Genomic DNA, 25,233 nt, shown 5'->3' on the forward strand with positions numbered 1-25,233 from the left:
GATGAAAAATATTTTAAAAATAGTGGTGTTTTGTGGGGTCATCATGTCGGCAACTCCTGTTTTTTGCCAGCAGTTGCCGCAGTTTAGCCAATATATGTTCAATGGCCTGCATATTAATCCAGGGTATGCAGGCTACAAGGGAGAGTCCTACATCCAGTCCACGTATAGGAGCCAATGGGTTAATTTTCCCGGAGCTCCCAAGACCTTTACGGTGACGGGAGATTTTAGTGCAAACGAGGGCAGGATGGGATTTGGCTTTTCGGTTTTGAGTGACCGGCTGGGGCCAGTAACCACCAATGGGGTGTTGCTTACGTATGCCTACCGTATTCAGACAGGCATGCGCTCGTTTTTAGGATTGGGCGTAAGCGCTGGAGTATCAGAATATGCCATCGACGGCTCCATGCTCGATCCCAATGACCATCCGGATATCGATCTCCCAGAAGGCAGGGTCAACCTGTTTACCCCTAATCTGAATACGGGAATTTTCTTTAATACACCACGGTTTTATGCGGGATTGAGCATGTATAATTTGGTGGGCAAAAAATCCCTCGAAAGGGAAGACGTTGCTTTGGCCTACCATGACTTTCATTATTATTTGACAGCTGGAGTGATCCTTCCGCTGTCGGAAAAGGTCCAGATAAAACCTTCATTCCTGATCAAAGAAGTCAAAGGTTCTCCTACCAATTATGACCTGAATGCCATGTTCCTGTTTTTCGAACGGGTATGGCTTGGTGGTTCCTATCGCTCCAATATGAAGCTTGGAAAAGATAATCTTCCTGAAAATCTAAGTAATAGAAATTCTCTCGCCATGATCATTGAGTTTTTTGCGACCAATAACTTACGCATTGGATATGCTTATGACCATAACCTAAATGTCTTGGATTCCTACAGAAACAATTCCCACGAAATATCCATTGGCTATTATATCACGCCAAAAAATACAAGGATGCGTAATCAGCGTTGGTTTTAGTATAAGCAAAAAAATGGCTCTATATGGATTATAGTGGGTAAAGATATTATTCCGGTTAAATTAATGTTGATTCATGTTCCTTTTCAGTGGGCAATTTTCTATTCTGCCTTGAGGTATTTGACGTTAAGAAATCAAAGAAATGGGCTGGAAAAAGCGCAGGCTTGTTTGACGTGAATCAGTACAAAAAATTGGTATGCTGCACAAATAGAGGAGTTTGCCTGCGTGAGTGCTGGCTTTGATTTTAGTCATATAGCTCACCGCAGCGGGTTTTTTTGGTTACGTTTTTCACCTGAAGGAAAAAAGTAACAAGGCAACAAGATGAAAGGCAAGCTAGAATTTGACATGCAAAGTAATAGTTACCCATAGTAAATCCTATAGAACCAAAAAAATACCAGTTGTATCATTGTAGGAATAGGCTTTATTTATTTGGTAAAATATTGATGTTTAATGGTTTTATTTATTTGATCTATGGTAATTATTGATTAAATTTTCTTGCAATTAGGAGTTCGATTAAAAAACATCACGCAAGCCTGTTTGAATCCAAGTAGGGTGTTGGATGTTATTCTCGGCAGTTTGCCACGGAGAGCTGGCATGCTCTTTCTCTTCGTTCACTACATCAAAAAAGGAGCTTGTTGGACACCAGACAAGCTTTGGAGGGCAGTTTAACGTCCTTACAAGTGGGTAGGTAGCAGCCTTCTCGGTTTTATATGAGAGACAGGCAGGTTTCACTCCACTTGCGTTGAGCGTAAAAGGTGGAATAAAAATCGATTTTATGATCGAACTCATGTTAGCGCACGGTCTAGGGACTTTTCCAACTATTTTTCTTCAGCATCTTTCAATGAACGATTACTATGAAACGTTTTATAGGACTTTTGGTCATTGCTATGGTATTGGTGTTGATTCTGGTCTTTATTACCAATCCTGAATTGATTTCCAAAATCTGGCTGTACTTGGTAGGTTTTATCGGGTACATTGTTGCCTTAGCGGAAAAAGGATTTCAGTCCATAAAAAAAACCTTTAAGAATGTAGAAAAGACAAAAGAGGAGCCAACACAGAAAACCGTTACATCCACCTCGCTGGCGCCCATAGATCCTTTACCCGAAGTGGCACACTTGGAGCAAAAAATCCAGCAGCTAGAGGCCAAAATGGATTCAGCAAATATTGAAGGGCAATCCCTGGCAGGAGGTACAGTGACGGTATTGCGCTATATGGATGATGGCGAGACAACGCTGGGATTGCTATTTCTCCGTAATAAATTCTTTGCCTATACCTTAGAAGATACCTTCAGAATGGAAAAGGTAAAGCACGAGACTAGGATACCAGCGGGAAAGTACCTGCTGGATTTTAACCGGCAGCTTACGCCGATGACTGAGCGGTATCGAAATCGAATGCCATGGTTTGATTTCCATTTGGAGATCAAGGAAGTGCCTGATTTCAGTCAGATTTACATACATATTGGCAATACGCATTCCGACACGAGCGGGTGCATTTTGATTGCCGATGGGGTCAGTGCAGGGTTGCCAAGGTCAATCGTCCAATCGACCTTGGCCTATGAGAAGTTTTATAAAATAATCCACGGCTTGTTGCAGTCCAATGAGCAAGTAACCATCCAGGTTCACGACGAGGACTGGATCGAGAAAAGTAAAATTGCCGCCATATGATACAGTTTATTTCCAAACACCGTCTTCCAATCATTCAGATCATAGCCATCATTGTGATGATCTTGCTCTTGGGTATATTTGTAGCTCCCATTTTTAAAGGGTTTATGTCTTTGGCTATTGGGATGATCATTGTCATAGGGATGGGGATGATCTATGGGGTCATTGTACGGTACTTTAGATCTCCGGATGAAAAGCGAAGGATCTATCGGAATAAATACCACGATGTCTTCTTTAAAGGAACGGTGATTTTCGCCATTTTGCTGGCAGTATTGGGGGTTGTTTATGGCTTTATCTCCTATTTGGAGGGAGGAAACCCCTACCGAATTGTAGGTTTGCTGATCACGGTAATCTGGATAGCAGTTTTCATGATCTACTTCGTTTGGTCAGTCTATTTTTACAATATCAACTATGGTCTAACAGACGAGGAGTGGGAAAAAATAGCCAAGGCCAAAGAAATGAGTGCGTATGGTCTTCAGGAAGTAGAAGCGGGGATTGCTGAGCCCTTGTATAATCCCTACCGAAGCCAGACGTTTGGGCTTCCCCCGGGCACGGTTAGGGGGATGATTGCATTTACGCTTTTGATCGGCGGGATGTCGCTGCTAATCAGTAGCTATGGAATGGATTACGTCTCTAATGCAGAAATGGCGCTAAGGGCAAAACAATTTGAATTTTTTGAGACCGCTTTCTTGATGATGATCGCCTTTTATTTTGGTGATCGTTCCCTTAAATATTTGCGTGATAGATGGAATGCGCCATCCAAAGCAGATAAGCAGGACGAACGCGACACTACAGCAAAATCAAATGCACCGATGACTGCTTCCAGTGTACAGGCCTTTGATTTTCCTTCTTCCGATCCTGTTGGCCTTGATGACCAGGCCTTTCGAGAGGAGGATTTGGTTTTCAAGGAAATAAACCAGCCACAAAGTGTTTCCAAACCGTTGACAGGCTTAAAAAAAGCCTTGCAGAAGGGAACCGAAATGATGGAATCCATGGGGTCGGCCTATGTCCAGATCAGGGACAATACCACTCAGAAGGTCCTTGCTGACGAGGAAATAAGAGATGCCTTGGAAGGTTTATGGCAAGATAAGCAACTCAAACTGGCTTTTCCTGTCATCAAAGCAGTTGTCTCCGTAGAGTCATCCGGAAGGGGACACCTCCAGGACGGCAGGGCAAAAATCCTTTTTGAAGGACATAAATTTTGGTACTGGCTTTCCAAGGTCGGTAAAACAAAGGATGAATTGGAAGAGCTACAGCGGCAATATCCTGATATAGTCTATCCTAATTGGACACGGGAACATTACCGCTTGGGCACTGATGAATACGATAGATTGGAAAAAGCAAAAGAAATCTGTCAAGGCATTAACGATAAGGCTGCTGTGTATGCGACTTCTTGGGGCTTATTTCAGATTTTGGGCGAAAACCTTGATCATTTTATCAAAGCCAGAAATTATAAGGATTGGAAGGATTTTGAGCAAAAACAACATGAAGCTGAACTGTTTCATTTCTTGGACTTTCTGACCTTTATCCAAACCAAAAAGCTTAACGGCAGACCCTTGGCCAGTTTTATTTCAGAAGAAAATAAAGGAAACTATGACTGGTCCTCTTTTGCATATGGCTATAATGGCCGCGGCTATAAGCTGAATAAGTACGATGAGAAATTGGCAGCCGCCTATCATAAATTCAAGTCTCAAGGGTTATGACGATCCTCCGAAAATATTGTCTTGTAAGATGCCTTTTGGCGATGGCGTGGCTATTGGTCGGGTGTAAGGAAGACCATCGTGCCATGGTTGTCGGAAAAATACAGCAAGCCAAGGACCTTGCCACTACGGAGTTTTTGATCGATAAAGTGGTTTTTGGTACAAAAACAAAAAAATTGCTTTTTATCAACATCAGCGAATCCCGCTTTTTGGCCTATTCCAAAGCCACCGTAAAAACCGGCGTGGACCTTGGCAACCTCAGGCCCGAAGACATTACCATCAAAGGCGAAATGATATCACTAAAGCTTCCGCCCATAGAAGTAGTGAACTTTTCCTATCCTCCGGCATCTTTTCATGAAGATTCGCTTATTTCAGATACCAAGGCATTTTTAAATACCATTAAGGTGAGGGATCAAGAGGAGTTTTTCAGGCTGGCCGAATTGGACATTCGGTCCAATTTACAGTATATGGGGATCGTAAAAACCTCTCAGCAGCATACCAGGAAAATGTTTGAAATGCTGCTAAAGTCATTGGGGTACCGAGAGATTTACATCGCTTTTAAGAGTGATGAATTGATCATCCCGCAAGTAAACTTATTGGTAGATCAAGATCAAATCGTTTCACCATGATCGGGCTACTATTAAAAAACTGGCGATTCATTATCGATGTCTTATTGGTCATCGGATTGGTGGTTTTGCTTTTTTGGTGGAATCCCATGAAGATTTTTGGAGGGGGACTTAAGCTTGAAGAAACGGCTAATTTGGTCACCGAAGTAAATCAAATACAGGAATTGGTCACTGCTGAATATTACGGTGAAGTGATCACCTCTATCGAAGAAGCAAGGTTAAATCCTTTAGCGGAGGACAAAATCAGAAATGATGTACGATTACTATACGATGACTTGCTGGCGGCCCTCCAACACCTAAAGGATTACCAAGATATTCCCAAAAGCCAACGTGTGGACGAATACAGGGAAGGGGAGAAGACTAGCAATTGGAGAAGGAAAGTGAAGCATGAGGTTGACAGCCGCAATATCCTTGATAAATTGGAGTATTTGGAGCTTATGGTAGAAACTCAATCCGATCCCTATTTTCGGCCTCTGATGGGATTTCTGTGGAGAACGATCTATAACCAAGAAAAAGGAGAGCTGCCCAATGACCGTGATGAGGAAGCAACCTTATACGCCATTTATCGAAATCCACCTATCCGCAGCATGGCTACACGTGAACTGGACGAGTTTATGGAAGACTATTATTTCCATCTTCAGGAGTCCATCAGCCGGAGGGAGTCAAGAAAAAAATTGACTATGATCGGAAGAGGATGGGTAAAGGCTGGTTTTGATTTTAGTGATCTGGGCCCTGAATCTGTCGTCTATTACGAGGAAAGCGGCATTGTTCACCTGATCGGGATTGCTCCCAAAATCCTTAATGCCGATATCAATCCTTGGTTTATTCCCGAAAAGGGGATTCCCGGTTTTCAGATTTTGGACGAACGGGGTCCAGTAAATTTTCATGATGCCAAGAGGGTCAAGCAATATTGTATTGATAAATTAACGGTACAGGCTTACCAGGCCAGTATCCTTAAAAATGCCCATGACCAAGGCCAAGAAACCTTGAAAAATTTCTTTAGCCTTTTGACGGATAAGGAAATCAATCAGGTAATCTTTCATAGCAGCCCATTTACGACTTTTGCGAGGGAAGCGGCGAAAGATGAATGGATTAGCTATGCTGAAGCTTACATGTTGGACTCTCTATTGGAATTAGAAATCGGCACCATAGATTCCTTAAACCGTACTGTCCAAAACCAGTCCGTAAATAAGGGTTTTGCAAATGAACACCGCCAGATAGTACAGCATGCCCTCCATGACCTCGGTCAATATCCCTATCAGGATGGAAGGCATAATTTTGGTTTTCTATCCAAACTGTCATCTGATATAGCGCAAGACAGTTTGATCGACAAACAGGAAGAACAATTGATCCAAACATTGCGATATCAGGTGGCTTTTGATCACCAGGAAATGAAATTTATCCAAAGGGATTCCACGGAGAGGTTGGGCTATTGGATTGAGCATCCACTTCAATATTTAAAAATGTATAACACCATGCTCAGGGATTGGGAAGGGAATGGGGTCATCCCAGACAAGTTTGATACGGTGACCGTAAGTGCCAAGGATTTTGATCCTGAAATGTACCTTGATACGGTCAAAATAATAGATTATTTTAATATTGACCAAGAGTCAATAGAACTTGTTTATAGCTATAAAGCCCATTCTGAGACATTTTACTATAGCCTATATTATCCTTTAGAATTTGAATTATCAGCGTTGGAAGGCTTTATTACCTCCAAAGATGTTCCCTATGATTCAGTAGCTTACTCATCATATTCACGTTTATCGGTGGTAGAGGAAGGATTCTGGATAGTTGATCAGCGGTTAAACGAGCAATATGCCTTTCATATCAAGGTGTCTCCTGATCAACTTTTTCCAAAACATTTGACAGATAGACTACTAGGGCAGCAATTTCTCTATAGATCGGACACGGCGTATTTGGGATTTGGTGGTACAATGGGTGCTGAAACCGATAGTGCTGCGATCACTCGGGATCCACTTTCCATAGAACAGGTGAACACGGTTAGTGACTTTTTTGCTGCGTTATTGGATGCGAGAAAGAAAGAGCAAAATAAAGGTTTTGTGCAAAAAACTACCGATTGGCTTAGATCAAGGACTTCTTCCACAGCCCCAAAGACTTTATTTGTAGGCAGAAAAGGTTTCCGATTTCAGGAATAATTGTCCAAGTGGAATTTTAAACTTTACCATTATCCATTATCTTTCATATCAAAAACCAATGAATAATGTTTCCCGATGACAGCTATCCCTGAATGTTTTTATAGAATCAGTGTTAAGGCATTGATCTTTGACGAGCAAGGCCGATTTTTATTGATAAGAGAAGACAATGGAATGTGGGACCTGCCCGGTGGCGGGCTTGATCATGAGGAATCAGCTGAACAAGGTATCGAGCGTGAAATGCTAGAAGAAATGGGGATAAAGCCCTCATTTATTGCACCACATCCGAGCTTCTTCTTTTCCTTTTCCAATCCAAAAGGACTTCCCGCAGCCAATATCATTTACCGGGCAAGAATCTCACATCACCATTTTAGGCCATCGACAGAGTGTGAAGCTTTGCGTTATTTTCATCCAGCGGATATTGGGGATGTAAAGGTCTATCCCAATATTCCCATACTAATTGGTTTATTACAAGCCTGAGTTCTATCATAAAACGATATCAATTCATTGTGAGCCCTTTGTTATGAATGGTGTGTAGTAAAAGGGCGCGGCGAGTTGCCGCGACTCCTTCCCACCATCATGGATTAAGCGTAAATGTTAGGGACTGCGAGTTTTCTTAATGGTAAAATCAAGGATAAATAATTGCCACTAGGTCCCAAATTCACCAAATGTATGTTGTAACCTCCACAGATAGGAATTTTAAATCGCTTGTTGGCATATTATTGTTCCGATAAATAGAGAACTTTTTATCACTCATAAATCCAGCTTGATCCAAGGTTAGGCTTCTTCTATTTGGACAATTTTATCCTAAGTGCAGCATTTAGTCCTACGATAAGCTCGTCGTTTTCATCAAACCGTTCCCTGTAAAATGAAAAGGCTGGATCGATCACATCATAATCTTTTGCATACCAGATCCAAGAAACACTTGGCCCGACCACAAACTGTACATGAGAACTGAGGTTAGCCCCCAGGTTAAAGCTCGCCCTGGTAATGCTGTTTTCAGCGTTGAATTGGAAGAGGTAATAAGCTTCTGGGTTTAAGAAGAATATAGATCCCAGAGCAATATTGCTTCCCAGTCCAGCCCCCACAGCAAATTCATCTTCAAAATCAGGATTAAAAGATCCATTGACAGTAGTATAAAAAGCCGGTATGCCTATTTTTACGGACAGGTTATAAGGAAAGAGTTCATTATAACCCATCTCAATGGCCTGGTATCCTCCGTGCCTAACGATGGATAAAAAGCCGATTGGAAGTCCTCCTTTTTTGAGTGAATCAGCCACATTTACAAAACCCAACTGCAAGGTACTGAGGTTTCCAGTAGTGTTTACAAAACCAATTTGCGCTCCAGTAACCTCTACTGGATTAGTGTTCACGAAGCCCAGCTGGGCACCATTCAGCTTTCCGGTGGAAGTATTGATAAAGCCAGCTTGCAACCCAGTAGAGGTATTTGCCTGCGTATTGATAAATCCCAACTGAGTGCCGTTGACGGTATCAGTACTGGTGTTGACAAAGCCTGCCTGCATGCCGTTTACAGGGCCATTGGTAGTGTTGACAAATCCGAGTTGTAAACCATTTTGGTAATCACCAATGGAATTGACAAATCCAATCTGAGCACCAGTAAAAGCCTTCAGATTGGTGTTGATAAAACCAATTTGGGCGCCTTTATGGTTACCATGCCCATTATTCACAAAACCGATCAATGGATAATCAAAGCCTTCCGGAGCTTGATTGTACATTATGGTATAAATAGGAACGGAGTCGTTTTGCCCAAATGTCCACTGACTGATCAGTACCGATACTGCTGCTAATATGATTCGAATAGTTTTCATGAATATTGATTTTTATTGCTTTGTATCTAAGACACGCCAAGACGACATTACCCTGAGAGGTTTTGAAAAAAAGTATCAAGAAGGAAAAAAAGCAGCCTTCTTGGCGTAGAGGTTATTTTGACGGCTTGATGGCTTGCTTTATTGCCACGAGGACACGAAGTCACCAAGAGGGGAGTTGGGAGGTATCATGCATTCGGCGCCCTTATTTCAAAAAACCTTCGTGCCTTGGAGCCTTTGTGGCTTGCTTTATTGCCACAAAGACAGGAAGTCACCAAGAGAGGGAGTTGGGAGGTGTGATGCATTCGGAGCCCTTATTGCAAAAAAACCTTAGTGCCTTGGAGCCTTTGTGGCTTGCTTTATTGTCACGAAGACACGAAGTCACCAAGAGAGGGAGTTGGGAGGTGTGATGCATTCGGCGCCCTTATTTCAAAAAAACCTTCGTGCCTTGGAGCCTTTGTGGCTTGCTTTATTGCGATGAAGACACGAAGTCACCAAGAGGGGAGTTGGGAGGTGTGGTGCATTCGGCGCCCTTATTTCAAAAAAACCTTCGTGCCTTGGAGCCTTTGTGGCTTGCTTTATAGCGACGAAGACACGAAGTCACCAAGAGGGGAGTTGGGAGGTGTGGTGCATTCGGAGCCCTTATTGCAAAAGAACTTCGTGCCTTGGAGCCTTTGTGGCTTGCTTTATTGCCACAAAGACAGGAAGTCACCAAGAGAGGGAGTTGGGAGGTATCATGCATTCGGCGCCCTTATTTCAAAAAACCTTCGTGCTTGGAGCCTTTGTGGCTTGCTTTATTGCGACGAAGACACGAAGTCACCAAGAGGGGGAGTTGGGAGGTGTGGTGCATTCGGCGCCCTTATTGCAAAAAACCTTCGTGCCTTGGAGCCTTTGTGGCTTGCTTTATTGCGACGAAGACACTAAATCACCAAGAGGGGTGTTGGGAAGTGTGATGCATTCGGTGCCCTTATTGCAAAAAACCTTCGTGCCTTGGAGCCTTTGTGGCTTGCTTTATTGCGACGAAGACACTAAATCACCAAGAGGGGTGTTGGGAAGTGTGATGCATTCGGTACCCTTATTGCAAAAAACCTTCGTGCCTTGGAGCCTTTGTGGCCAAGCTTTAATAGCAGACGAAAACAGTGAAGATACCACTAAGCTGATCCGGTGAACGCCCCCTATTTTGTCTATGAGGTGAATCTAAAATCGTAAAAGTAAGTGGTATTGCGTTAAAAACTCAATGTTCGTGGTTCAGCAGCACAGCTGTCGGGACAACTGGCGCCAAGTGATTGGCTGCTAGATGATGACGAATTGAAGTCCTACACTCAACCCCATATACCAAGCCTGGACACGAGTGCTGTTGGAATTATCTTCGATTACCCAGCCGGGGATGTGGTTTTCCTCGGGGTTTTCCCGCATCAAAAAATTCAAGGAAGGGCCACAAAATAATTTGATATTTTTGTGCGGCGAAAAAGCAGGGAGCAACTTCATGGAAGCAAGGTTTAAGGTGGTTTCTGGAGGCCCAAACGAGGTTCTCGATACCAATTCCCCGTCCAAATCAAACCATTTGGTATTCACAAAATGGAGCCCTAAACCGGCGTCAATTGCCCAATTATAGGTGCGGTCTTCCATCGCATGGGCGAGGCCAAGAATCCCATAACTATAGGTTCCGCCAGTCCTAAAGGTAAACATGGAATACTTCGACTCATCAAAGCCAAGTGTAAAGCTCTTTTCACCCGTTTTGATAATATTGATAAGTCCAATGGGGTAGGCGCTGGAATCCGCTATATTCAGGAGGGAGGTAAGCTGGAAGCCTGTGACATCCTTACCTATATTGATCAATCCCGAAATCTGATTGTCGGTATGTCCTTCGCTGATGTTCATTAAGCCGGCCATTTGAAGGCCTGTTGCGGAGCTCGCCTCATTGTAGAGGCCGGCTAGCTGGAAGCCGGTAAAGGCCCCTGTATGGTTATAAAGTCCTGCAGCCTGAAAACCAGCGGCTTTTCCCAATGCCCGGTTGGAAATTCCGGCCAGCTGCACTCCGGAAACATCGCCTCCCACAAGGTTAAATACACCTGCTACCTGCAAGTAGTTGGCATCTTTACGGTTAATGTTAAAAATCCCCCCTAATTCCACGCCGTTGGTACCAGCAGTATATCCACCGATAATATTGAAAGAGGCATGGTTGATGGTTTGGCTATTCATCATGCCGTGGGTACTCAGCCGCGGAACCAACGACACCTGAGCAGGCATTTCTGCAAAGAAGTTTCCGATATTCAATCCCTGCATGCGCTGCCTTACACCGATCATCATTCTACCAAAAAACGTGTCCTGAAGGTTTTCTTCTCTAGTACCATTAGGATAATAGCGCAATTTTCCTTTTTTCGGGGAAGCCTCAATGTCATGAGGCGGCAGCAGCATAAAAGTGGTGTCCCGGTAGTCTTCCTTGCTCACTGTGACCATCACCGAGGAGTTAGGATCCTTCAGCTTTAGCTCAAAATAGCCATTTTTGTCGGTTATGGAAGAAGTAAGCATGCTTTGCTCATAGACACTGGCATAGGCGATCAATTCATCACTATCCAAATCTTTGATACGGCCCTTTAAGATCCAGTTGTTGCCGACCTGTTGGTCATCACCTTCTTCTAGATACAGTCGGTTTGGTGCATAGCGAATGACGATATACCCAGGTGTCTCAATAAATTCATACCCGTCTCCAAGCATTTGGTATAAGAGCTTTCTGACTGTTCCTGCATAGTTTCCCACCTGTACCAGGCTATCCTCGGGAAGGATGTTACTATTGTAGGAAAAAAAGAAGTCCTGGTCCTGAGAGACGTCCTTAAGTGCTTGGCCAATGGTGACTTCTTTCCGGTCTTTTAAGGAAACCTCCGTGTCCAAGTTACTTTGTGCTAAAAGTGTATGAATGCAGCCAAATAGCACCAAAAAAAGTCCTAAACTACATTTCGATAGCCTAAATACAGCCATATTTATTGATCATAGATTATTTAATAATGATTCTGTCAGGTTTTCTGATTACCGTTAGGCCAAAAGTAGCTTTGAGCACTTCGAGGTTGTTTTCCAACGAATCGTTTTTGAAGGTAGTCGTTAATGGTAAATTACGCAAGCGTTCATCCAAAAGGACAATATTGGCTCCATATGCCTCATTCAATACCTCTATCACACGCCAGAGCGGAGTCTGGTGAGCTTCAAAATAATCTCCTACATAATAGTTGTATAATTTGTCCTCGACAGCACTGCTGGTCAAAACCCCTTTTACCTGATTGATCAGCAGACGGTCGCCAGGTTTTAGGATACGGACTTCGTCCTCATAATTCACTTGCACGGATCCGGACTGAAGGATGACTTCGATCTGTTCCTCTTGTTTTTTGATATTGAACTTCGTGCCCAAGACAGTAACGGTAGCTTTTCCTACCTGTACTTGGAAAGGTTTACGTTCGTTTCTGGCGATTTGAAAAAAAGCCTCGCCGTCGATCAATTCGGCATTTCTAGACTTCTTTAGGATGGACTGATTAAATGATAATTTACTGGACTTATTTAACGTGATGACGCTGCCGTCATAAAGGGTATCGGTAACAGGCTTTTGGCTGGCAGCCAAGTGGAGATTGGATAGTAGTGCGTTGTCAGGTTCCATAAAGCGCACGTAAGCAAATGCTGCTACCAAGAAAACGCTTACCGTCGCGGCTATTCGGTACCACGAAGAGAAGCTAACTTCCTTTGGCTTATGGGATTTTCTTTTCTGGAAAGTCTTCCAAGCATCTTCTGTACTGATATGCTTGGAGGGCTTCAGGCTGAGGCTTTTTTCCCAAATGTATTGGACACGCTGATACCGCTTCCTATGATCGGGATGTGCCTGGATCCATTCCTGGATCTCCTGATTCTCCACTTGATCAGTCTCCTCAATGATATGTTTTATCAACTTACTATCTTCCATAAGATCAACTATTGGTAAACAAGATAAATAGGATAGGAAGGAAGTCTGCCAGTTCTATCCTGAGGTGCTTTAATGCTTTGCTCATATGGGTTTCCACGGTTTTTACGGATATGCCTAGCCGATCAGCGATTTCCTGGTATTTTAAGGATTCATACCTGCTCAATAAAAACACCTTTCGACACTTTTCGGGCAAGTCTTGCAGGGCTTTTTTGAGGACTTCCATTAGTTCACCTTCATGGCCTTCATCCAGTTGGATGCCATTGTCATTGGCTTCGTGCAGGGTGATATTCTGGTGCTTTTGTTTCACTTTTTGATGCCTAAGATGATTCATGCTATCCCTATAGACCATTTGGTAGAGATAGGCCTTGAGCGAAGATGTAATAGCGATATTTTCCCTTTTTTCCCATATTTTCAGAAATACCGTCTGGACGATCTCCTCTGCTTCATCTTCATCTTTCACCAGCATGCAGGCATACGCGTACAATGCCTGAAAATGACTTTTGAACGTCGATTCAAACAGTTCCTCATCTATCGGTGCACATATCGTATTTTCCGAAGAATATTCCACCTGGTCAATTGATTAAAAGTTTAGCTAAATTTAATCGTTTTCTTCCTTTTGTATAGGTAGGACACATGAAAAAGAAATTACCCTTACCGAAATTCTAAAAATAATTGAATTGAAAGGATGTTCTTGGCACATAGCAGATGCAATAAACACGCATGTCCTAGCCGTTTTTAGCCAATCTTCCCTACCAAATGCTATATGAATAGGGTAGCTAATCATAGTTTTCCCACCATGGATTGATTTTTAGTTTATCCTCTAATGTCCAAATTTCTCCCAATTCCGGTGTAATGACTGGTTGGGACTTTTCTTTTGCAGCGTTTACAAAGCGTTCGATCGGTTCTTTCCAATCGTGGGGAGCGAGGCCAAATCCACCCCAATGGATCGGTACTAAGATTTTGGCCTTGGCATCTATTCCTGCCTGCACACTCTGCTCTGGAAACATGTGTATCTGTGCCCAATGTTTGTAATATTGTCCACACTCCACAAACATCAGGTCGAATGGACCAAACTGTTCTCCTATGGATTTAAAATGGGTATCATAGCCTCCATCACCACTGTGATAAATGGAATGATGGGCAGTTTTGAAGATAAATCCTCCCCAAAGTGATTGGGCTCGGTCAAATGCTCCTCTACCCGAAAAATGCCGGCTTGGGGTATAGGTAATGTCGATGTCACCCAATTTGACACGATCCCACCAATCCAACTCCGTAATCAAGTTTTCATCCAATCCCCACTTTACCAAGTGCCTGGATACACCCAAGGCTACAAACCAGTTTTTTACGCGCGGAATAAGTTTTTTTATGCTTACCAGATCTAAGTGATCGTAATGATCATGGGTAATTAGAATAGCATCAATAGGCGGTAATGTATCGATCAGCTCCAAGGTGCCGTTGCTGAAGCGTTTTGTTCTTATCGGCGCGATGGGAGAGGCATCATCACCAAACATGGGATCAATTAAAATGTTCTTTCCTGCAAGTTGGAGCAACAGAACGGAGTGCCCGTACCATACGAATTTTGGATTTAGGTCACTTTTTTCGAACTTCGCTTTATCAAATTTTTTAACGGGTAATACCTCTTGGGGCATTTTTGATTTTCTTTTGGAAAAGTTGTCCTTGAGTACTTCCGGGAGGCTCCCAAGGCTAAAACCCATAAGGGTGGGAGAGAGGTTATGGAATTTTTTATCCTTCCAAGCAGGGGAGTTTTTGAATTTTTCTAAGTCTTTTTTGCGTAATGATGCCCCGAATTGTGCTTTTAATGACATATTTATGCTTATTTTAGGAAAAGTAATGAAATTGATCTAAGTTCATGAATTATAAACTAGAACCACAAATTTTAGTTTTTTCTCTAATTGCCGTTTTCTTATACGCCAACAATTTTTAATATGTTGTATAAAGCTTTAATAAAGAAAGGATATCGTCCGCTGACAGACAATATCAGGGAGCTATTATCCATGATGGGATTTGACGTGGTGTCTTCTAATTCGGAAAAGAACCAAGACACCGGTGCCCAAGAAAAATTAGATTTGGTTGTGGATATGGTAGATGAAGAAATTCCTTATGAGGAGTTTATGGAGATATACGGTGGGTATAATTCAACTGGAATACCTACTATCCTCATCACAGATACAGAATTCAACAGCAATATTGTGAACAATTTGCCGGATGGAAGTGACGTTTGTATTTTGTCAAGGCCTTTTACTTACGAAAAACTCAAAAAGGCAGCGATGCCTAAAGAAAAGAAAAATGAATAGGGGACCTTATTAAGTTAAAATAACAGTTATATCTTTTTGATCAATGGATTGAATGCCTTGGAGCCAACCATTACTTTATCGCCTAAATTTAGGCTTTTGCCTTCATCCATATCACATACTACTTTTACCAATTCACTTCCTATTTTGATATGAATAATATACACAACATCTTCCTTGTGAATGGCGATGACTTCTCCATGAAACTGGAACTTGGCACTGGTGAGACCGTTACCAAACAGCTCCTTCGGTGTGCATTTACGCTGTATTTTACCATTGTTCATTTCGATGACACTATCCGATAATTTAAGGATTTCACCCACATCATGACTTACCAAAATAGTAGTAAGGGCATACTTTTGGTGAATGGAGAGAATATATCCCTGGAGTTTTTTTCTCATGGCGTGGTCCAGGGCGGATAGGGGCTCATCCAACAATAGAATATCAGGCTTTACTGCCAGTGCCCTGGCCAATGCCGCACGCTGCTGTTGTCCTCCTGATAGTTGTGATGGACGAAAGTCCGCGAATGGTACGAGGTCCATGCTCTCCAGCAGCTCCATCAAAAAGTCCGTGTCCTTTGGATCAGCAAGGGCAAAGACGATATTTTCCTTTACGGTCATGTTTGGGAAAAGGGCATAATCTTGGAACAAGTACCCCAGTTTACGTTTTCCGGGAGGGACATGGAGATTCTTTGCGGAATCAACCCAACACTCACCTGCTACCGTCATGTATCCATCATCTGGTTTCATTAGACCACTGATCAACCTTAAGGTAGAGGTTTTTCCTGATCCAGAAGGACCAAACAAGGTGATAAACTGTCCTTTGGCTATAGCAAGCTGGATGTCCAGTACCATGGCTGCACCATCAGATGCCAATGTTTTTCGGAGGTTTAAATCGATCATTTGGTGAATTGTTTGAAATAGCCGCCGTTGTACAGGTAAACGCAGAGAAGTGTAACAAAAGACAATAACACTAAAATGATGGAATAGTGGTTTGCAGCAGCATAATTTAGGCTTTCCACCTCGTCATAAACCGCAATGGAAGCTACTTTTGTCCTTTCAGGAATGTTACCTCCGATCATCAAAACTACCCCGAATTCACCCATGGTATGGGCAAAAGTAAGAATACATGCGCTAAGGACAGCGGGTTTTATATTGGGCAGCAGTACCCTTCTGAGGATGGTCCATCTACTTTTACCCAGTATAACCGCAGCTTCTTTCATACTGGGCGAAATGCTCGACAAACCAGATTGTAGCGGCTGCACCATAAATGGCAGACTATAAATGCAGGAAGCAACCACTAATCCTGAAAAGGTAAATACAAGTTTAAGCCCAAAAACATCGTCCAGCCAGCTTCCAAAGGTATTTTGAGGACTGAAGGCCACCAGCAAATAAAATCCCAAGACCGTTGGGGGCAATACCAAAGGCATGCTGACAAGGGCTTCCACGACAGGTTTGGCCTTGATACGCGTTTCCGATAGCCAATATGCCAGTGGCAATGCAACGATAAAGAGCACTAAAGTGGTGATCAAGGCTAACCTTAGGGTCAATATAATGGGAAACCAATTCATGCAAGCGGAGCTAGAATAACTTCATTGGATTTTACCATAGCGGTGATCGTCATGCCCGGTGTCAATGCTTCCAAAACAGCAGATGTGCTGCTGATAAGGGCCACAAGATTGCCGCAAGACGTGTTGATGGATAACCTGCTAAGTAATTTCCCTTTTTTGATCTCCAGGATTTTTCCTGATATCCTGTTCTCAATGCTCAAACCTGAATGTCCTGCAGTTCCAATAATGGTTTCCGTTTCTTTAAAAAGTACTTGAATAGGTGTACCTTCTTTAAGGTAAGGAGCAGAAGCAGGGGTGTCGATGACCAAAGACTGCATTTCAACTTGTCCCGCTAACTGTATCGTCACAATGGACATTTGTCCACTACTGATGATTTCCTTGATATGTCCTGTAAGTTGATTCATGGATGACACCGCCAATTTACAAAGAATGGACGGAAGAAATATTATGATCAGCGTGGCATTTGATAGCCATATTCCTTTAATATTTTTTGGGCTTCCTCCGTAAATAGGTATTCATAAAAGTGTATTGCTCCACTATTTTCACTTTCATTTCGTTTGATGATCACCGCAGCTTGCTTGATGGGGCTGTAATCACCCTCATTCAAAAAAAACCACTTTCCCTTTCCGATCATCCTTGGAGATTTGACCACGGAAAGTGACGTGAACCCCATTTCAGCGGATTTGGACAATATATACTGGTTGGTCTGTGAGATACTTTCCCCAAATACCAGTTTATCGTTGAGCACTTCCGCCAGCTTGTTCTTTTTCAGCACCTCCATCGCTGCCAAACCATATGGTGCTGTTTTGGGATTGGCGATAGCAATATGGCTAATGTTCGGATCAGACAGCATTTCTAGGCTGGGGCTGAGCTCATCGTCCAGCGTCCACAGGACCAGTGCCCCATGGGCATATATTTTTGGAGGAGCGCTTGCCAGTCCAGCGTCATGGATGGCTTTGGGGTATTTTACATTGGCCGCAACAAATATATCGTAAGGTGCACCCCCTTTGATCTGCGCGGTCAATTTACCGGAACTGCTGACTACCATTTGACAGGCAATACCCGATTCGGCTTCGAAGGCTTTTATCAGTGCTTCCATGGCAAATTGCATATTGGCCGCTGTGGCAATGGTGACTTTTTCGTTATTCCCAGCTTGACAACCGGTCAAGGCCATCACGACCAGCAGTAAATAGTGAATGGGTTTCATGGATTTGCCAAATTAATGTTCTTTATTCCTGCTTCATAAATCAGTTCTTTGTTTTTTTCAATCAAGCAAGTTATGTCACCCTTAGAACCATACTTCCGATCATTTCATGCAAAAATACGCTTTATCCTAGGCGGGCAATAACTAATGACCAAAATTTCGACTACAAAAATAAAGTTCATCTGCACTATAATGGTGGATTGCCCTGGGGCTTCTCAGGGTAAAATCAATAGGAATATACTATTGATGGTTAAGGTACATTTCCAGATCAGCCAGTCGGTTATTGATTTCGGTAATTGCTTCTGAATTAAGCTCATCGAGGAGCTGTGTTGATGCTTGTGAAATCGCTTCCCGCTCCAATTTTGCAGAAATGCTGGCCAGCTGCTCCATGCACAGTGAATTGGCCGAACTGTAAAGCTTATGGGCAATTTTGGAAAGATCAGGGTTTTCTGATCCAGGAAGCATTTCCAATTTGTCTTTTGTTTTTAAAAGTTCTTTCTTACTTATGGTTAGCAATTGCCTGAATATAGGGTCTTTCATGTCTTTGAATCCCATCACTTGCTGTAACTTTTGGATGTCAAATAGCGCAGGGGCTGAAGAAGTAATGGGGTGTTCGTTTTGCTCAGTGGAAGCTGTGGAAAAATTCCATTTTTCCAAGAGACGGATAAGGTCTGCCTCTACAAATGGCTTTGCAATAAAATCATCCATTCCCGCTTCGAGGCACCTTTCTCGTTCTCCTTTTAAGTTTCCCGCAGTAAGGGCAAAGATCAATATGTTCTCATTTTTATAAGTTTCCCTGATTACCTTTGTGGCTTCATAACCGTTCATTTCAGGCATTTGTACATCCATCAAAATCAAATTTGGCAGGCGTTCTTCCATCCGTTCCAAGGCTTGCTTACCGTTGTTTGCTTCCATTACAGTGGTATCAGGGGAGATATTATGAATGACGGTTTTTCCTAATAGCAGGTTGATGGCATTGTCTTCGACAATTAAAATGGTGTTTTTCCCGTTGAGCAGTAGACTTTCATAGTCATTTTTATTTTTAGATGGTCTGGTATTACCATGGCTGTTTTGTTGTACTTTGAGAAGCGTGTCATACATTTCCTGCATTTTGATCGGCTTGATCAATCGCAGCGGAATGTTCAGCTCTTTGGATGCTTCACTGATTTTCTTATCCTCAGAAGAGCTGTGAAGAAACACGATAGGCTGCTTTTCAAAATTTCCCCGTATTTTTCTTGCGGTATCGATTCCATTGAGATAGGGCATTTGAAAATCTAAAAGGATGACATCATAGCGTTCCCCATCCACTAATTTCTGGATCGCTTCAAAACCATTTTTGGCCTGATCTGTTTGAATGCTTTTTAGGGCCAGCATCCGCTCTATGATCATGCGGTTGTTGGCATTATCATCCACAATCAAGACCCGCTGTAAATTAAGGTCATAGGCCTGAGGGGTAGGGAGTCCATCTTCACATTTGACGTTAAGGTCAAAATAAAACGTACTTCCTTTTCCTGACTGACTGGTCAGCTGTAGCTTGCTTCCCATTAATTCCAACAAACGATTGGAAATGGTAAGCCCAAGTCCTGTTCCCCCGTACTTTTTGGTGGTGCTGACATCCTCTTGGGTAAACGCCTCGAATATTTTGTCCTGCTTATCGGCCTTGATGCCTACGCCCGTATCACGGACGGAAAACCGGATGCCCATTTCCCCATTGTGATTTATTTTTGTTAGCGGGGTGATTTTGAGTTCTACCTCTCCCGTATCGGTAAATTTAGAGGCATTGCTAAGTAAATTCACCAATATCTGCTTTAACCGCACACTGTCAATCCAAGCATATCGAGGAATATTGGGAGAAATGTTGAGCAACATTTCCAAGCCCTTCTGATGGATGACATAGGTGATGATATCGCTGGCTTGTTCTGCCAGTTCGTACAGGTCATTCCGTTCCAAGTCCAAGTCGAGTTTGCCTGCTTCGATTTTGGAAAAATCCAATATATCGTTAATGATGTTTAGGAGCGAGTTGGCAGACTGGTTGACAATCGTTAGGTATTGTTCTTGCCTTTCATGGAGCTCTGTTTTTAAGACCAAATCACTAAATCCAATGATCCCATTGAGAGGGGTACGGATTTCATGGCTCATATTGGCAAGGAATTCTGATTTTGCCCTGTTCGCTTGTTCGGCATGAAGCTTTGATTTTTCGAGATCACCTCGCTGAAGACGAGCTTCGGTGACGTCTTCAGTGAGCATTAATATCCCTCCAATATCATCTTTTGAATAATACCAAGGTCTTATCTCCCATCTTACGTACTGGTCATATGACCAACCGTCTGGCCGCCAGACATCTTCGTCACAGCAGATAACTTTCCCGCTTAGGCCTCGTTTATGGATTTCTTTCCATCGATCAGAGGTGTTTGTGAAGATGTCATAGTAACATTTTCCTATAATATCCTGTCCTTCCAGTCCATACATTTCCAACCACCTGTCACTGTAGGCCACAAATTTCAATTCATTGTCAAGCATGGCGACTGAGGCGGGAACATGCTTGACAAAAGATTTTAGCCTTGCCCGTTCGATCAAGAGTTTCTTGGCAGCATTTTTCTCCTCCGTAATATCAGTGGCCACACCCAAATAGCCATTGATCTCTCCATGATCGTCCTTCATGGGAGTCAATGTGAGTTTTACCGAGATACGGCGCTTGTCTTTATGGATGTATGTCCACTCTTTGGATTCCGATCCTGCGATCCTTGCTTCATAGACAAAGGCCAATCTTTCGTCAATTTCCTTATCGTATTTTTCTTTTAGCTGATGGACTTGTTTTCGGATTTCTTCTTTACAATGGAATACTTCGGGCGTACCTATGCCGATCATCTCAGCAGCAGTATAGCCTAGCATCTTTTCCGCTCCTTTGTTAAAAAGTCTAATGATGCCTTTGGCGTCTGTAGAAATAATGGCCACATCTGTAGAGGTATTCAGGACATCCTCTAGGAGTTTTTTAGTATTGATGATATTCTCTTCGGCGATTTTGGCCATTGTGATATCTTGTATCGTACCGAATATCCGGATACATTTTCCGTCTTCAAATTTTGGTTCGCCAATGGTTCTTACCCATATTCGGTTTCCTTTAGCTGTTATCAGCTTTAATTCCAGGTCATACGGTTTATTCTCCTTTCGGGCAAGGGTAACCGCCTCCTCTATCACGTGTTGGGATTCTTCCGTATCGAAAAAATCAAACGCATTCTCCAATGTCGGTATGAAATCATTTTCCACCTCATGGATTTCACGAGTGATGTCTGTCCAAAAAAGTGCATTGGTGGTACAATCCATTTCCCATCCACCAACACGCGCCACTTCATTTGTCTTGTGATATATTGCTTCAAGATTCCTTTTAGGGAGGACTGCTCCTGTTGGACTGGGTTTCTCTATGATATCATCCAGCAATCCACCTATTGTGTTGGCGATGAATAGCAGGGAGTTTTGCTGTTTTGGCTTAAGTTTTACCTCTTCAGAAAAGAATAGGAGCAAATAGGCCTCGATTTTTTTATGTACCGCTATTGCATTCAATCGGTAGTAATATTGTCCATCAGGCATGGATCTGATAGGAATAGGCCGATCTTCTGGTTGCGTTGCTTTTTTGTTTATTCGATCTGCGACAATGACCTCATATCTATCCTTTTGATCTTCTTTTAATCCAATGGAACTAATGAGCCTATATTTACTTCCGTCATATATCTCCAAGGCCACCGCATGACTATTGGAGGTAAGCCTGGCCATCTCTAGCCATTTCTTAAGTGAATCATCGGAAAAAAAGAGAGGTATCTGTAAGGACGCTTTAAATTGCATTGAAGGAAGAAGATATGTTCATTTTTCTCCATTCAATAAGCACTTTTTTTACCTATTAAAAAAGCATTAGCTTAAGTATGGTTTGAAGTCCTTTTTTCTAGCATTGAAGCTCCAAAACCTGCTTTTAACCCACGTGGTGAATAATGGTCAAATCAATTGAATCAAGTTAAAGCAAGGAAGCGAATAGGAGATCGGCATGGTAGAAAGGGCATTTATAATGCCACCTAGCAGTAAAGTCCTCCCCGCAGGAATATAACTTGACACTAATAATAACCATAGTTATTGGTGACTAGTCTAAACTGGTTCATTACTTTATACGTAGCCCGGGTCAGGTCAAGATTAATGCTGGGAGAATTTACATCAAAATTAGCAGCTGTATATCCTTGCCAGATGGTTTTGTTCTTTTTATAATCGATGACATAGATGATCAGCATGCCTTCGTTTTCATAGTATTTTATGTTTTCATAGTCTTCGCCCTTTTTACGGTCTTCTTCATCCTCTTCTTCGTCTTCCTCTTCCTCTTCTTCACGCAGTTTCTCTTCTTTCAATATTTCCATTCCTCTCACAGACAGCCAATTGTCAAAATCTGGCTGGATGTATCCTCTATAGCGGATCTGATTGATAAAGAGTTTGTAATAGATAAGAATATCAGGCTTTTCTATTTGCTGACTAAAACCTTGTGAATTTAACCGTGAAACGATGGTTTTGTTGATGACAGGGATATGTTTGATCGAATCAGTCCCAGTATCTTCCATAAATGCAAAAGTCTTGTACTTCTTGAAGTTACCGCGATAGTCATAGTCGTATTCGGCCACAAAATCCTTGGATGAAAAGCAAGCCGTAAATAGAAATAGCGTCAGGGCGATGCATAAGTTAGCTTTTTTCATTTTGTAATAATTTTCGTTTTAATTTAAACCATAAGTACTCTGAACAATTTTAGTTTCTGGTTTCGTTTTGTTGTCAAAAAAATGGTAATTCGATCAAGGTGAAAACGTAAAATCCGATATTTCTAATATCACCCTCATACTTGCTGAATATTAGTGAATTACAGGCTTAAATCAAAATTAAAAATCCCTTAAGATGCTTATTATATTAAAAAATGTCAATTATTTTTTGCATATAACCTAATATAAAGTGCCAGTATGAAAAAATGCTGGCTTTACGACTTTTCACCATTCGGAAAGTGGCCGTATTGGCTATACTTCTTCTTCAGGACGGAAGCGCATGTACTCAGGATAGGGAAATGCGTGCAATAGTTCACCATGTTCGATACGTTCCTGAATGGCTTGCCAATGTTTTGGATCAAAGAGTAACTCGTGAAAATCAAAAAAGTGGGGCTTTACATCGGCCCGCCCAATCATAAATCGCCTAAAATCTTCTGGAAAAACATCGTTTTTGGCGATTTCATACCAAGGCCTCGAAGCATAGATCTGATCAAAAGTCACAGGCTTGGGCTTTATACGGAAATTCATCTTGGTCAAAAACTCAATTTCGTCGTAATCATAAAAAATTACTCTTTTTTGCCGGGTGACACCAAAATTTTTGGTCATCATGTCGCCAGGGAAGATATTTGCTTTAGCCAGCTGAAGAATGGCATTGCCATATTCTTCTACGGCAATTTTAGCATCTTCCAGGTTACAGGTTTCCAAGTACATGTTTAGCGGAGTGAGCCTCCTTTCTGTATATAAATGTTTGATATACAGCGTGTCACCTTTTATTTCTATCAAGGAGTTTACGGTGTTTCTAAGTTCTTTTAACAATTCCGGGTGCACCCTGTTCAGTGGGATCTGGAAGTATTCAAATTCATGGGTGTCAGCCATTCTTCCTACCCGATCATGCAGGGAAACCAAGCGGTATTTCTCTTTTACTTCTTGCCGGGTCATGTTTTTGGGAGGGTCAAAATGATCCTTGATGACTTTGAAAACGATGTTGTAGGAGGGTAGTGTAAACACCGTCATCACCATCCCCTTGATCCCTGGTGCTATGGTGAACAGGTCATCACTGGTATGGAGGTGGTTTAGAAAATCCCTGTAAAATTCAGTCTTGCCGTGCTTATTAAAACCAATGGCATTATAGAGCTCATAGACCTTTTTGTGGCGGATCACCGAATTGAGGAAAGCGACAATCTGGGAGGGGATTTCAGTTTCTACCATAAAATAAGAACGTGTATAACTGAAAATAGCACTCATGAGATTGGGATCAAAGATCAAGGTGTCCACATAGATTCCCTTAGGGCCATTGAGAAAAGGAATGATAAAAGGCATCCATTTTCCTCCCAGAAAAGTCCTTCCTATTAAATAGGCAGCTTTATTACGGTAAAAGACCTGCTTCAAAACCTGTGTGGTGGTGTTATCGTCCACTTGGTAGCGGGTCAGGATTACCTCCCTAATACTCCTTACCAAAAACTGTACATCCTTTTCACGTTGGTAATAGGGAGCTTTGAAGTCAAAATCCTCCAGGATTTTCCTGATGATCTTTTGTACGCCCCACTGTGAGGGGTAATTATGGAAAAGAGGTTCTTGGGGATGGATTTCACAGGAATCATATCCTTCCACCACAAACATCAGCTCCTCATCTATGGAAAGATCAGAGACCGCCTTTCGAATGACTGAATTATAAAAGGACTCTGCAAGTTCTTTGTCTTTACGCTGGTTGATATTTATGGAGAAAGCTGTTTTTACCTCCATCCAAAACTGCCTGTCCTTCAAATAATCCCCGTAACATTCCCTGCAAGAGGCAACTACTTCATTTACACAATCCTTATAAAGGCGAAGGCGCTGTCGGTGGTTCAGCTGTACGCCATCCCAGTCCCGTTCCCTAAAGTAGATTGGAGCTCGTTTGGTATGCTCATGAAAGGCAGTGATGTACTTATTGTAAGCCTTTATAATTTCCTGAACTACGAGCGGTTGGGTGGCTGTACGCATGAAAGATTATTTAGCATTCAAAACTTAATTTCGAATATAAATAAAAGTCTAGTGATTTACAGCAGAATGAAGTCCTTAAGTACGGATTTGGATAAAGATTTTTTTATGTTTTGCGGGACAATATTCTTGTAAGGTATTTTAACAAAAACCGTATATTTTTTGGCAAATTAACATATAATTAATATGGAAATACTGTATTTGATTGGCTACCGTATTTGGTAAATAATACTTGTTTAATGGCTATTGCAATCGTTTGTTTGCTTATTGGGAATTATTTTTTACCTTTCCATAACATTATTCAATCTTTTTGAATAATTCAACAATAGGTTTAATAGGTTTGATAGTAAAAAAAGGTCGGTACACTGTGCAGACCTTTTTTTTTGCCCATTTGGCAAGCTGATTAGAGGAGTAATTGGCGATCAAGCGGAAATGTAATGGGCTGATTTTTTTTAAACAGGAAAAGCCAATTTGTTTAACAAAGGTCTTGGTGAGCAGTTTGTT

The 25,233-nt window shown here is 42.1% G+C and carries 21 protein-coding genes; 9 read left to right on the plus strand and 12 right to left on the minus strand.

Annotated elements, in window-relative coordinates:
• Position 1: 1 nt before the first annotated feature.
• The 6 genes from FDP09_RS15040 (at position 2) to FDP09_RS15065 (ending at position 7,590) form a co-directional block, all read left to right on the plus strand.
• Positions 2-970, plus strand: coding sequence for a PorP/SprF family type IX secretion system membrane protein (locus tag FDP09_RS15040; RefSeq protein WP_137403454.1), 969 nt, complete (start codon positions 2-4; stop codon positions 968-970).
• An 851-nt stretch (positions 971-1,821) separates the two neighbouring features.
• The gene (locus FDP09_RS15045) at positions 1,822-2,631 is read left to right on the plus strand and encodes a DUF5675 family protein (protein ID WP_137403455.1); all 810 of its coding nucleotides are present in this window, start codon (positions 1,822-1,824) and stop codon (positions 2,629-2,631) included.
• Positions 2,628-4,331 (plus strand): N-acetylmuramidase domain-containing protein, encoded by a 1,704-nt coding sequence (locus FDP09_RS15050; protein WP_137403456.1) that lies wholly within the window; start codon positions 2,628-2,630, stop codon positions 4,329-4,331. The genes FDP09_RS15045 and FDP09_RS15050 overlap by 4 nt, the downstream gene beginning before the upstream one ends.
• 41 nt (positions 4,332-4,372) lie before the next feature.
• Positions 4,373-4,957, plus strand: a complete 585-nt coding sequence (locus FDP09_RS15055) for a DUF4230 domain-containing protein (RefSeq protein WP_229683376.1) — start codon at positions 4,373-4,375, stop codon at positions 4,955-4,957.
• Positions 4,954-7,113 (plus strand): DUF4230 domain-containing protein, encoded by a 2,160-nt coding sequence (locus FDP09_RS15060; RefSeq protein ID WP_137403458.1) that lies wholly within the window; start codon positions 4,954-4,956, stop codon positions 7,111-7,113. Before FDP09_RS15055 ends, FDP09_RS15060 begins: the two co-directional genes overlap by 4 nt.
• A 75-nt stretch (positions 7,114-7,188) precedes the next feature.
• On the plus strand, positions 7,189-7,590 hold the full coding sequence (locus FDP09_RS15065; protein ID WP_137403459.1) for an NUDIX hydrolase: 402 nt from the start codon (positions 7,189-7,191) through the stop codon (positions 7,588-7,590).
• 308 nt (positions 7,591-7,898) lie between these two features.
• Here the strand turns inward: FDP09_RS15065 and FDP09_RS15070 are convergent, their stop codons facing one another.
• Positions 7,899-8,939 carry an LA_2272 family surface repeat-containing protein gene (locus FDP09_RS15070; protein ID WP_137403460.1) on the minus strand — a complete coding sequence of 347 codons (1,041 nt, stop codon included), beginning with the start codon at positions 8,937-8,939 and terminating at the stop codon, positions 7,899-7,901.
• A 62-nt stretch (positions 8,940-9,001) separates the two neighbouring features.
• Between FDP09_RS15070 and FDP09_RS15075 the strand changes: the two genes are divergently transcribed.
• Together FDP09_RS15075 and FDP09_RS15080 are read left to right on the plus strand one after the other, a co-directional pair.
• On the plus strand, positions 9,002-9,346 hold the full coding sequence (locus FDP09_RS15075) for a hypothetical protein (RefSeq protein WP_137403461.1): 345 nt from the start codon (positions 9,002-9,004) through the stop codon (positions 9,344-9,346).
• A gap of 359 nt (positions 9,347-9,705) precedes the next feature.
• Positions 9,706-10,104: a hypothetical protein gene (locus FDP09_RS15080; RefSeq protein WP_137403462.1), complete on the plus strand. Its 399-nt coding sequence runs from the start codon at positions 9,706-9,708 to the stop codon at positions 10,102-10,104.
• Positions 10,105-10,229: 125 nt separating this feature from the next.
• On the opposite strand, the gene FDP09_RS15085 is transcribed toward FDP09_RS15080, so the two are convergent.
• The 4 genes from FDP09_RS15085 to FDP09_RS15100 form a co-directional block, all read right to left on the minus strand.
• Positions 10,230-11,915, minus strand: coding sequence for a peptidase associated/transthyretin-like domain-containing protein (locus FDP09_RS15085; RefSeq protein WP_137403463.1), 1,686 nt, complete (start codon positions 11,913-11,915; stop codon positions 10,230-10,232).
• A gap of 16 nt (positions 11,916-11,931) precedes the next feature.
• A complete protein-coding gene (locus FDP09_RS15090; RefSeq protein WP_137403464.1) occupies positions 11,932-12,882 on the minus strand; it encodes a FecR family protein in 951 nt (316 codons plus the stop codon).
• Positions 12,883-12,886: 4 nt separating this feature from the next.
• Positions 12,887-13,450, minus strand: coding sequence for an RNA polymerase sigma-70 factor (locus FDP09_RS15095; protein ID WP_137403465.1), 564 nt, complete (start codon positions 13,448-13,450; stop codon positions 12,887-12,889).
• Between the two features lie 208 nt (positions 13,451-13,658).
• A complete protein-coding gene (locus FDP09_RS15100; RefSeq protein ID WP_137403466.1) occupies positions 13,659-14,708 on the minus strand; it encodes an MBL fold metallo-hydrolase in 1,050 nt (349 codons plus the stop codon).
• Between the two features lie 120 nt (positions 14,709-14,828).
• Here FDP09_RS15100 and FDP09_RS15105 point away from each other — a divergent pair, with 120 nt between their 5' ends.
• Positions 14,829-15,197: a hypothetical protein gene (locus FDP09_RS15105; RefSeq protein WP_137403467.1), complete on the plus strand. Its 369-nt coding sequence runs from the start codon at positions 14,829-14,831 to the stop codon at positions 15,195-15,197.
• 26 nt (positions 15,198-15,223) lie between these two features.
• Here the strand turns inward: FDP09_RS15105 and FDP09_RS15110 are convergent, their stop codons facing one another.
• The 7 genes from FDP09_RS15110 to aceK form a co-directional block, all read right to left on the minus strand.
• The gene (locus FDP09_RS15110; RefSeq protein WP_137403468.1) at positions 15,224-16,096 is read right to left on the minus strand and encodes an ABC transporter ATP-binding protein; all 873 of its coding nucleotides are present in this window, start codon (positions 16,094-16,096) and stop codon (positions 15,224-15,226) included.
• Positions 16,093-16,764 carry a molybdate ABC transporter permease subunit gene (modB, locus tag FDP09_RS15115; protein WP_137403469.1) on the minus strand — a complete coding sequence of 224 codons (672 nt, stop codon included), beginning with the start codon at positions 16,762-16,764 and terminating at the stop codon, positions 16,093-16,095. Before modB ends, FDP09_RS15110 begins: the two co-directional genes overlap by 4 nt.
• A complete protein-coding gene (locus FDP09_RS15120) occupies positions 16,761-17,168 on the minus strand; it encodes a TOBE domain-containing protein (protein ID WP_137403470.1) in 408 nt (135 codons plus the stop codon). The genes modB and FDP09_RS15120 overlap by 4 nt, the downstream gene beginning before the upstream one ends.
• Before the next feature lie 47 nt (positions 17,169-17,215).
• A complete protein-coding gene (gene modA, locus FDP09_RS15125) occupies positions 17,216-17,971 on the minus strand; it encodes a molybdate ABC transporter substrate-binding protein (RefSeq protein WP_137403471.1) in 756 nt (251 codons plus the stop codon).
• Between the two features lie 237 nt (positions 17,972-18,208).
• The gene (locus tag FDP09_RS15130; protein ID WP_229683375.1) at positions 18,209-21,808 is read right to left on the minus strand and encodes a response regulator; all 3,600 of its coding nucleotides are present in this window, start codon (positions 21,806-21,808) and stop codon (positions 18,209-18,211) included.
• Between the two features lie 263 nt (positions 21,809-22,071).
• The gene (locus FDP09_RS15135; protein ID WP_137403472.1) at positions 22,072-22,695 is read right to left on the minus strand and encodes a DUF4136 domain-containing protein; all 624 of its coding nucleotides are present in this window, start codon (positions 22,693-22,695) and stop codon (positions 22,072-22,074) included.
• A gap of 309 nt (positions 22,696-23,004) precedes the next feature.
• A complete protein-coding gene (gene aceK / locus FDP09_RS15140) occupies positions 23,005-24,732 on the minus strand; it encodes a bifunctional isocitrate dehydrogenase kinase/phosphatase (protein ID WP_137403473.1) in 1,728 nt (575 codons plus the stop codon).
• Positions 24,733-25,233: the final 501 nt, after the last annotated feature.

Source organism: Echinicola rosea (genome assembly GCF_005281475.1).
Taxonomy (GTDB): domain Bacteria; phylum Bacteroidota; class Bacteroidia; order Cytophagales; family Cyclobacteriaceae; genus Echinicola; species Echinicola rosea.

What these genes read in the sequence shown, in the direction of transcription:
- FDP09_RS15040 (WP_137403454.1), top strand. Translation starts at nt 2, where the DNA reads ATGAAAAATATTTTAAAAATAGTGGTGTTTTGTGGGGTCATCATGTCG.
- FDP09_RS15045 (WP_137403455.1), top strand. Translation starts at nt 1,822, where the DNA reads ATGAAACGTTTTATAGGACTTTTGGTCATTGCTATGGTATTGGTGTTG.
- FDP09_RS15050 (WP_137403456.1), top strand. Translation starts at nt 2,628, where the DNA reads ATGATACAGTTTATTTCCAAACACCGTCTTCCAATCATTCAGATCATA.
- FDP09_RS15055 (WP_229683376.1), top strand. Translation starts at nt 4,373, where the DNA reads ATGGCGTGGCTATTGGTCGGGTGTAAGGAAGACCATCGTGCCATGGTT.
- FDP09_RS15060 (WP_137403458.1), top strand. Translation starts at nt 4,954, where the DNA reads ATGATCGGGCTACTATTAAAAAACTGGCGATTCATTATCGATGTCTTA.
- FDP09_RS15065 (WP_137403459.1), top strand. Translation starts at nt 7,189, where the DNA reads ATGACAGCTATCCCTGAATGTTTTTATAGAATCAGTGTTAAGGCATTG.
- FDP09_RS15070 (WP_137403460.1), bottom strand. Translation starts at nt 8,939, where the DNA reads ATGAAAACTATTCGAATCATATTAGCAGCAGTATCGGTACTGATCAGT.
- FDP09_RS15085 (WP_137403463.1), bottom strand. Translation starts at nt 11,915, where the DNA reads ATGGCTGTATTTAGGCTATCGAAATGTAGTTTAGGACTTTTTTTGGTG.
- FDP09_RS15090 (WP_137403464.1), bottom strand. Translation starts at nt 12,882, where the DNA reads ATGGAAGATAGTAAGTTGATAAAACATATCATTGAGGAGACTGATCAA.
- FDP09_RS15100 (WP_137403466.1), bottom strand. Translation starts at nt 14,708, where the DNA reads ATGTCATTAAAAGCACAATTCGGGGCATCATTACGCAAAAAAGACTTA.
- FDP09_RS15105 (WP_137403467.1), top strand. Translation starts at nt 14,829, where the DNA reads ATGTTGTATAAAGCTTTAATAAAGAAAGGATATCGTCCGCTGACAGAC.
- FDP09_RS15110 (WP_137403468.1), bottom strand. Translation starts at nt 16,096, where the DNA reads ATGATCGATTTAAACCTCCGAAAAACATTGGCATCTGATGGTGCAGCC.
- modB (WP_137403469.1), bottom strand. Translation starts at nt 16,764, where the DNA reads ATGAATTGGTTTCCCATTATATTGACCCTAAGGTTAGCCTTGATCACC.
- FDP09_RS15120 (WP_137403470.1), bottom strand. Translation starts at nt 17,168, where the DNA reads ATGAATCAACTTACAGGACATATCAAGGAAATCATCAGTAGTGGACAA.
- modA (WP_137403471.1), bottom strand. Translation starts at nt 17,971, where the DNA reads ATGAAACCCATTCACTATTTACTGCTGGTCGTGATGGCCTTGACCGGT.
- FDP09_RS15130 (WP_229683375.1), bottom strand. Translation starts at nt 21,808, where the DNA reads ATGCAATTTAAAGCGTCCTTACAGATACCTCTCTTTTTTTCCGATGAT.
- FDP09_RS15135 (WP_137403472.1), bottom strand. Translation starts at nt 22,695, where the DNA reads ATGAAAAAAGCTAACTTATGCATCGCCCTGACGCTATTTCTATTTACG.
- aceK (WP_137403473.1), bottom strand. Translation starts at nt 24,732, where the DNA reads ATGCGTACAGCCACCCAACCGCTCGTAGTTCAGGAAATTATAAAGGCT.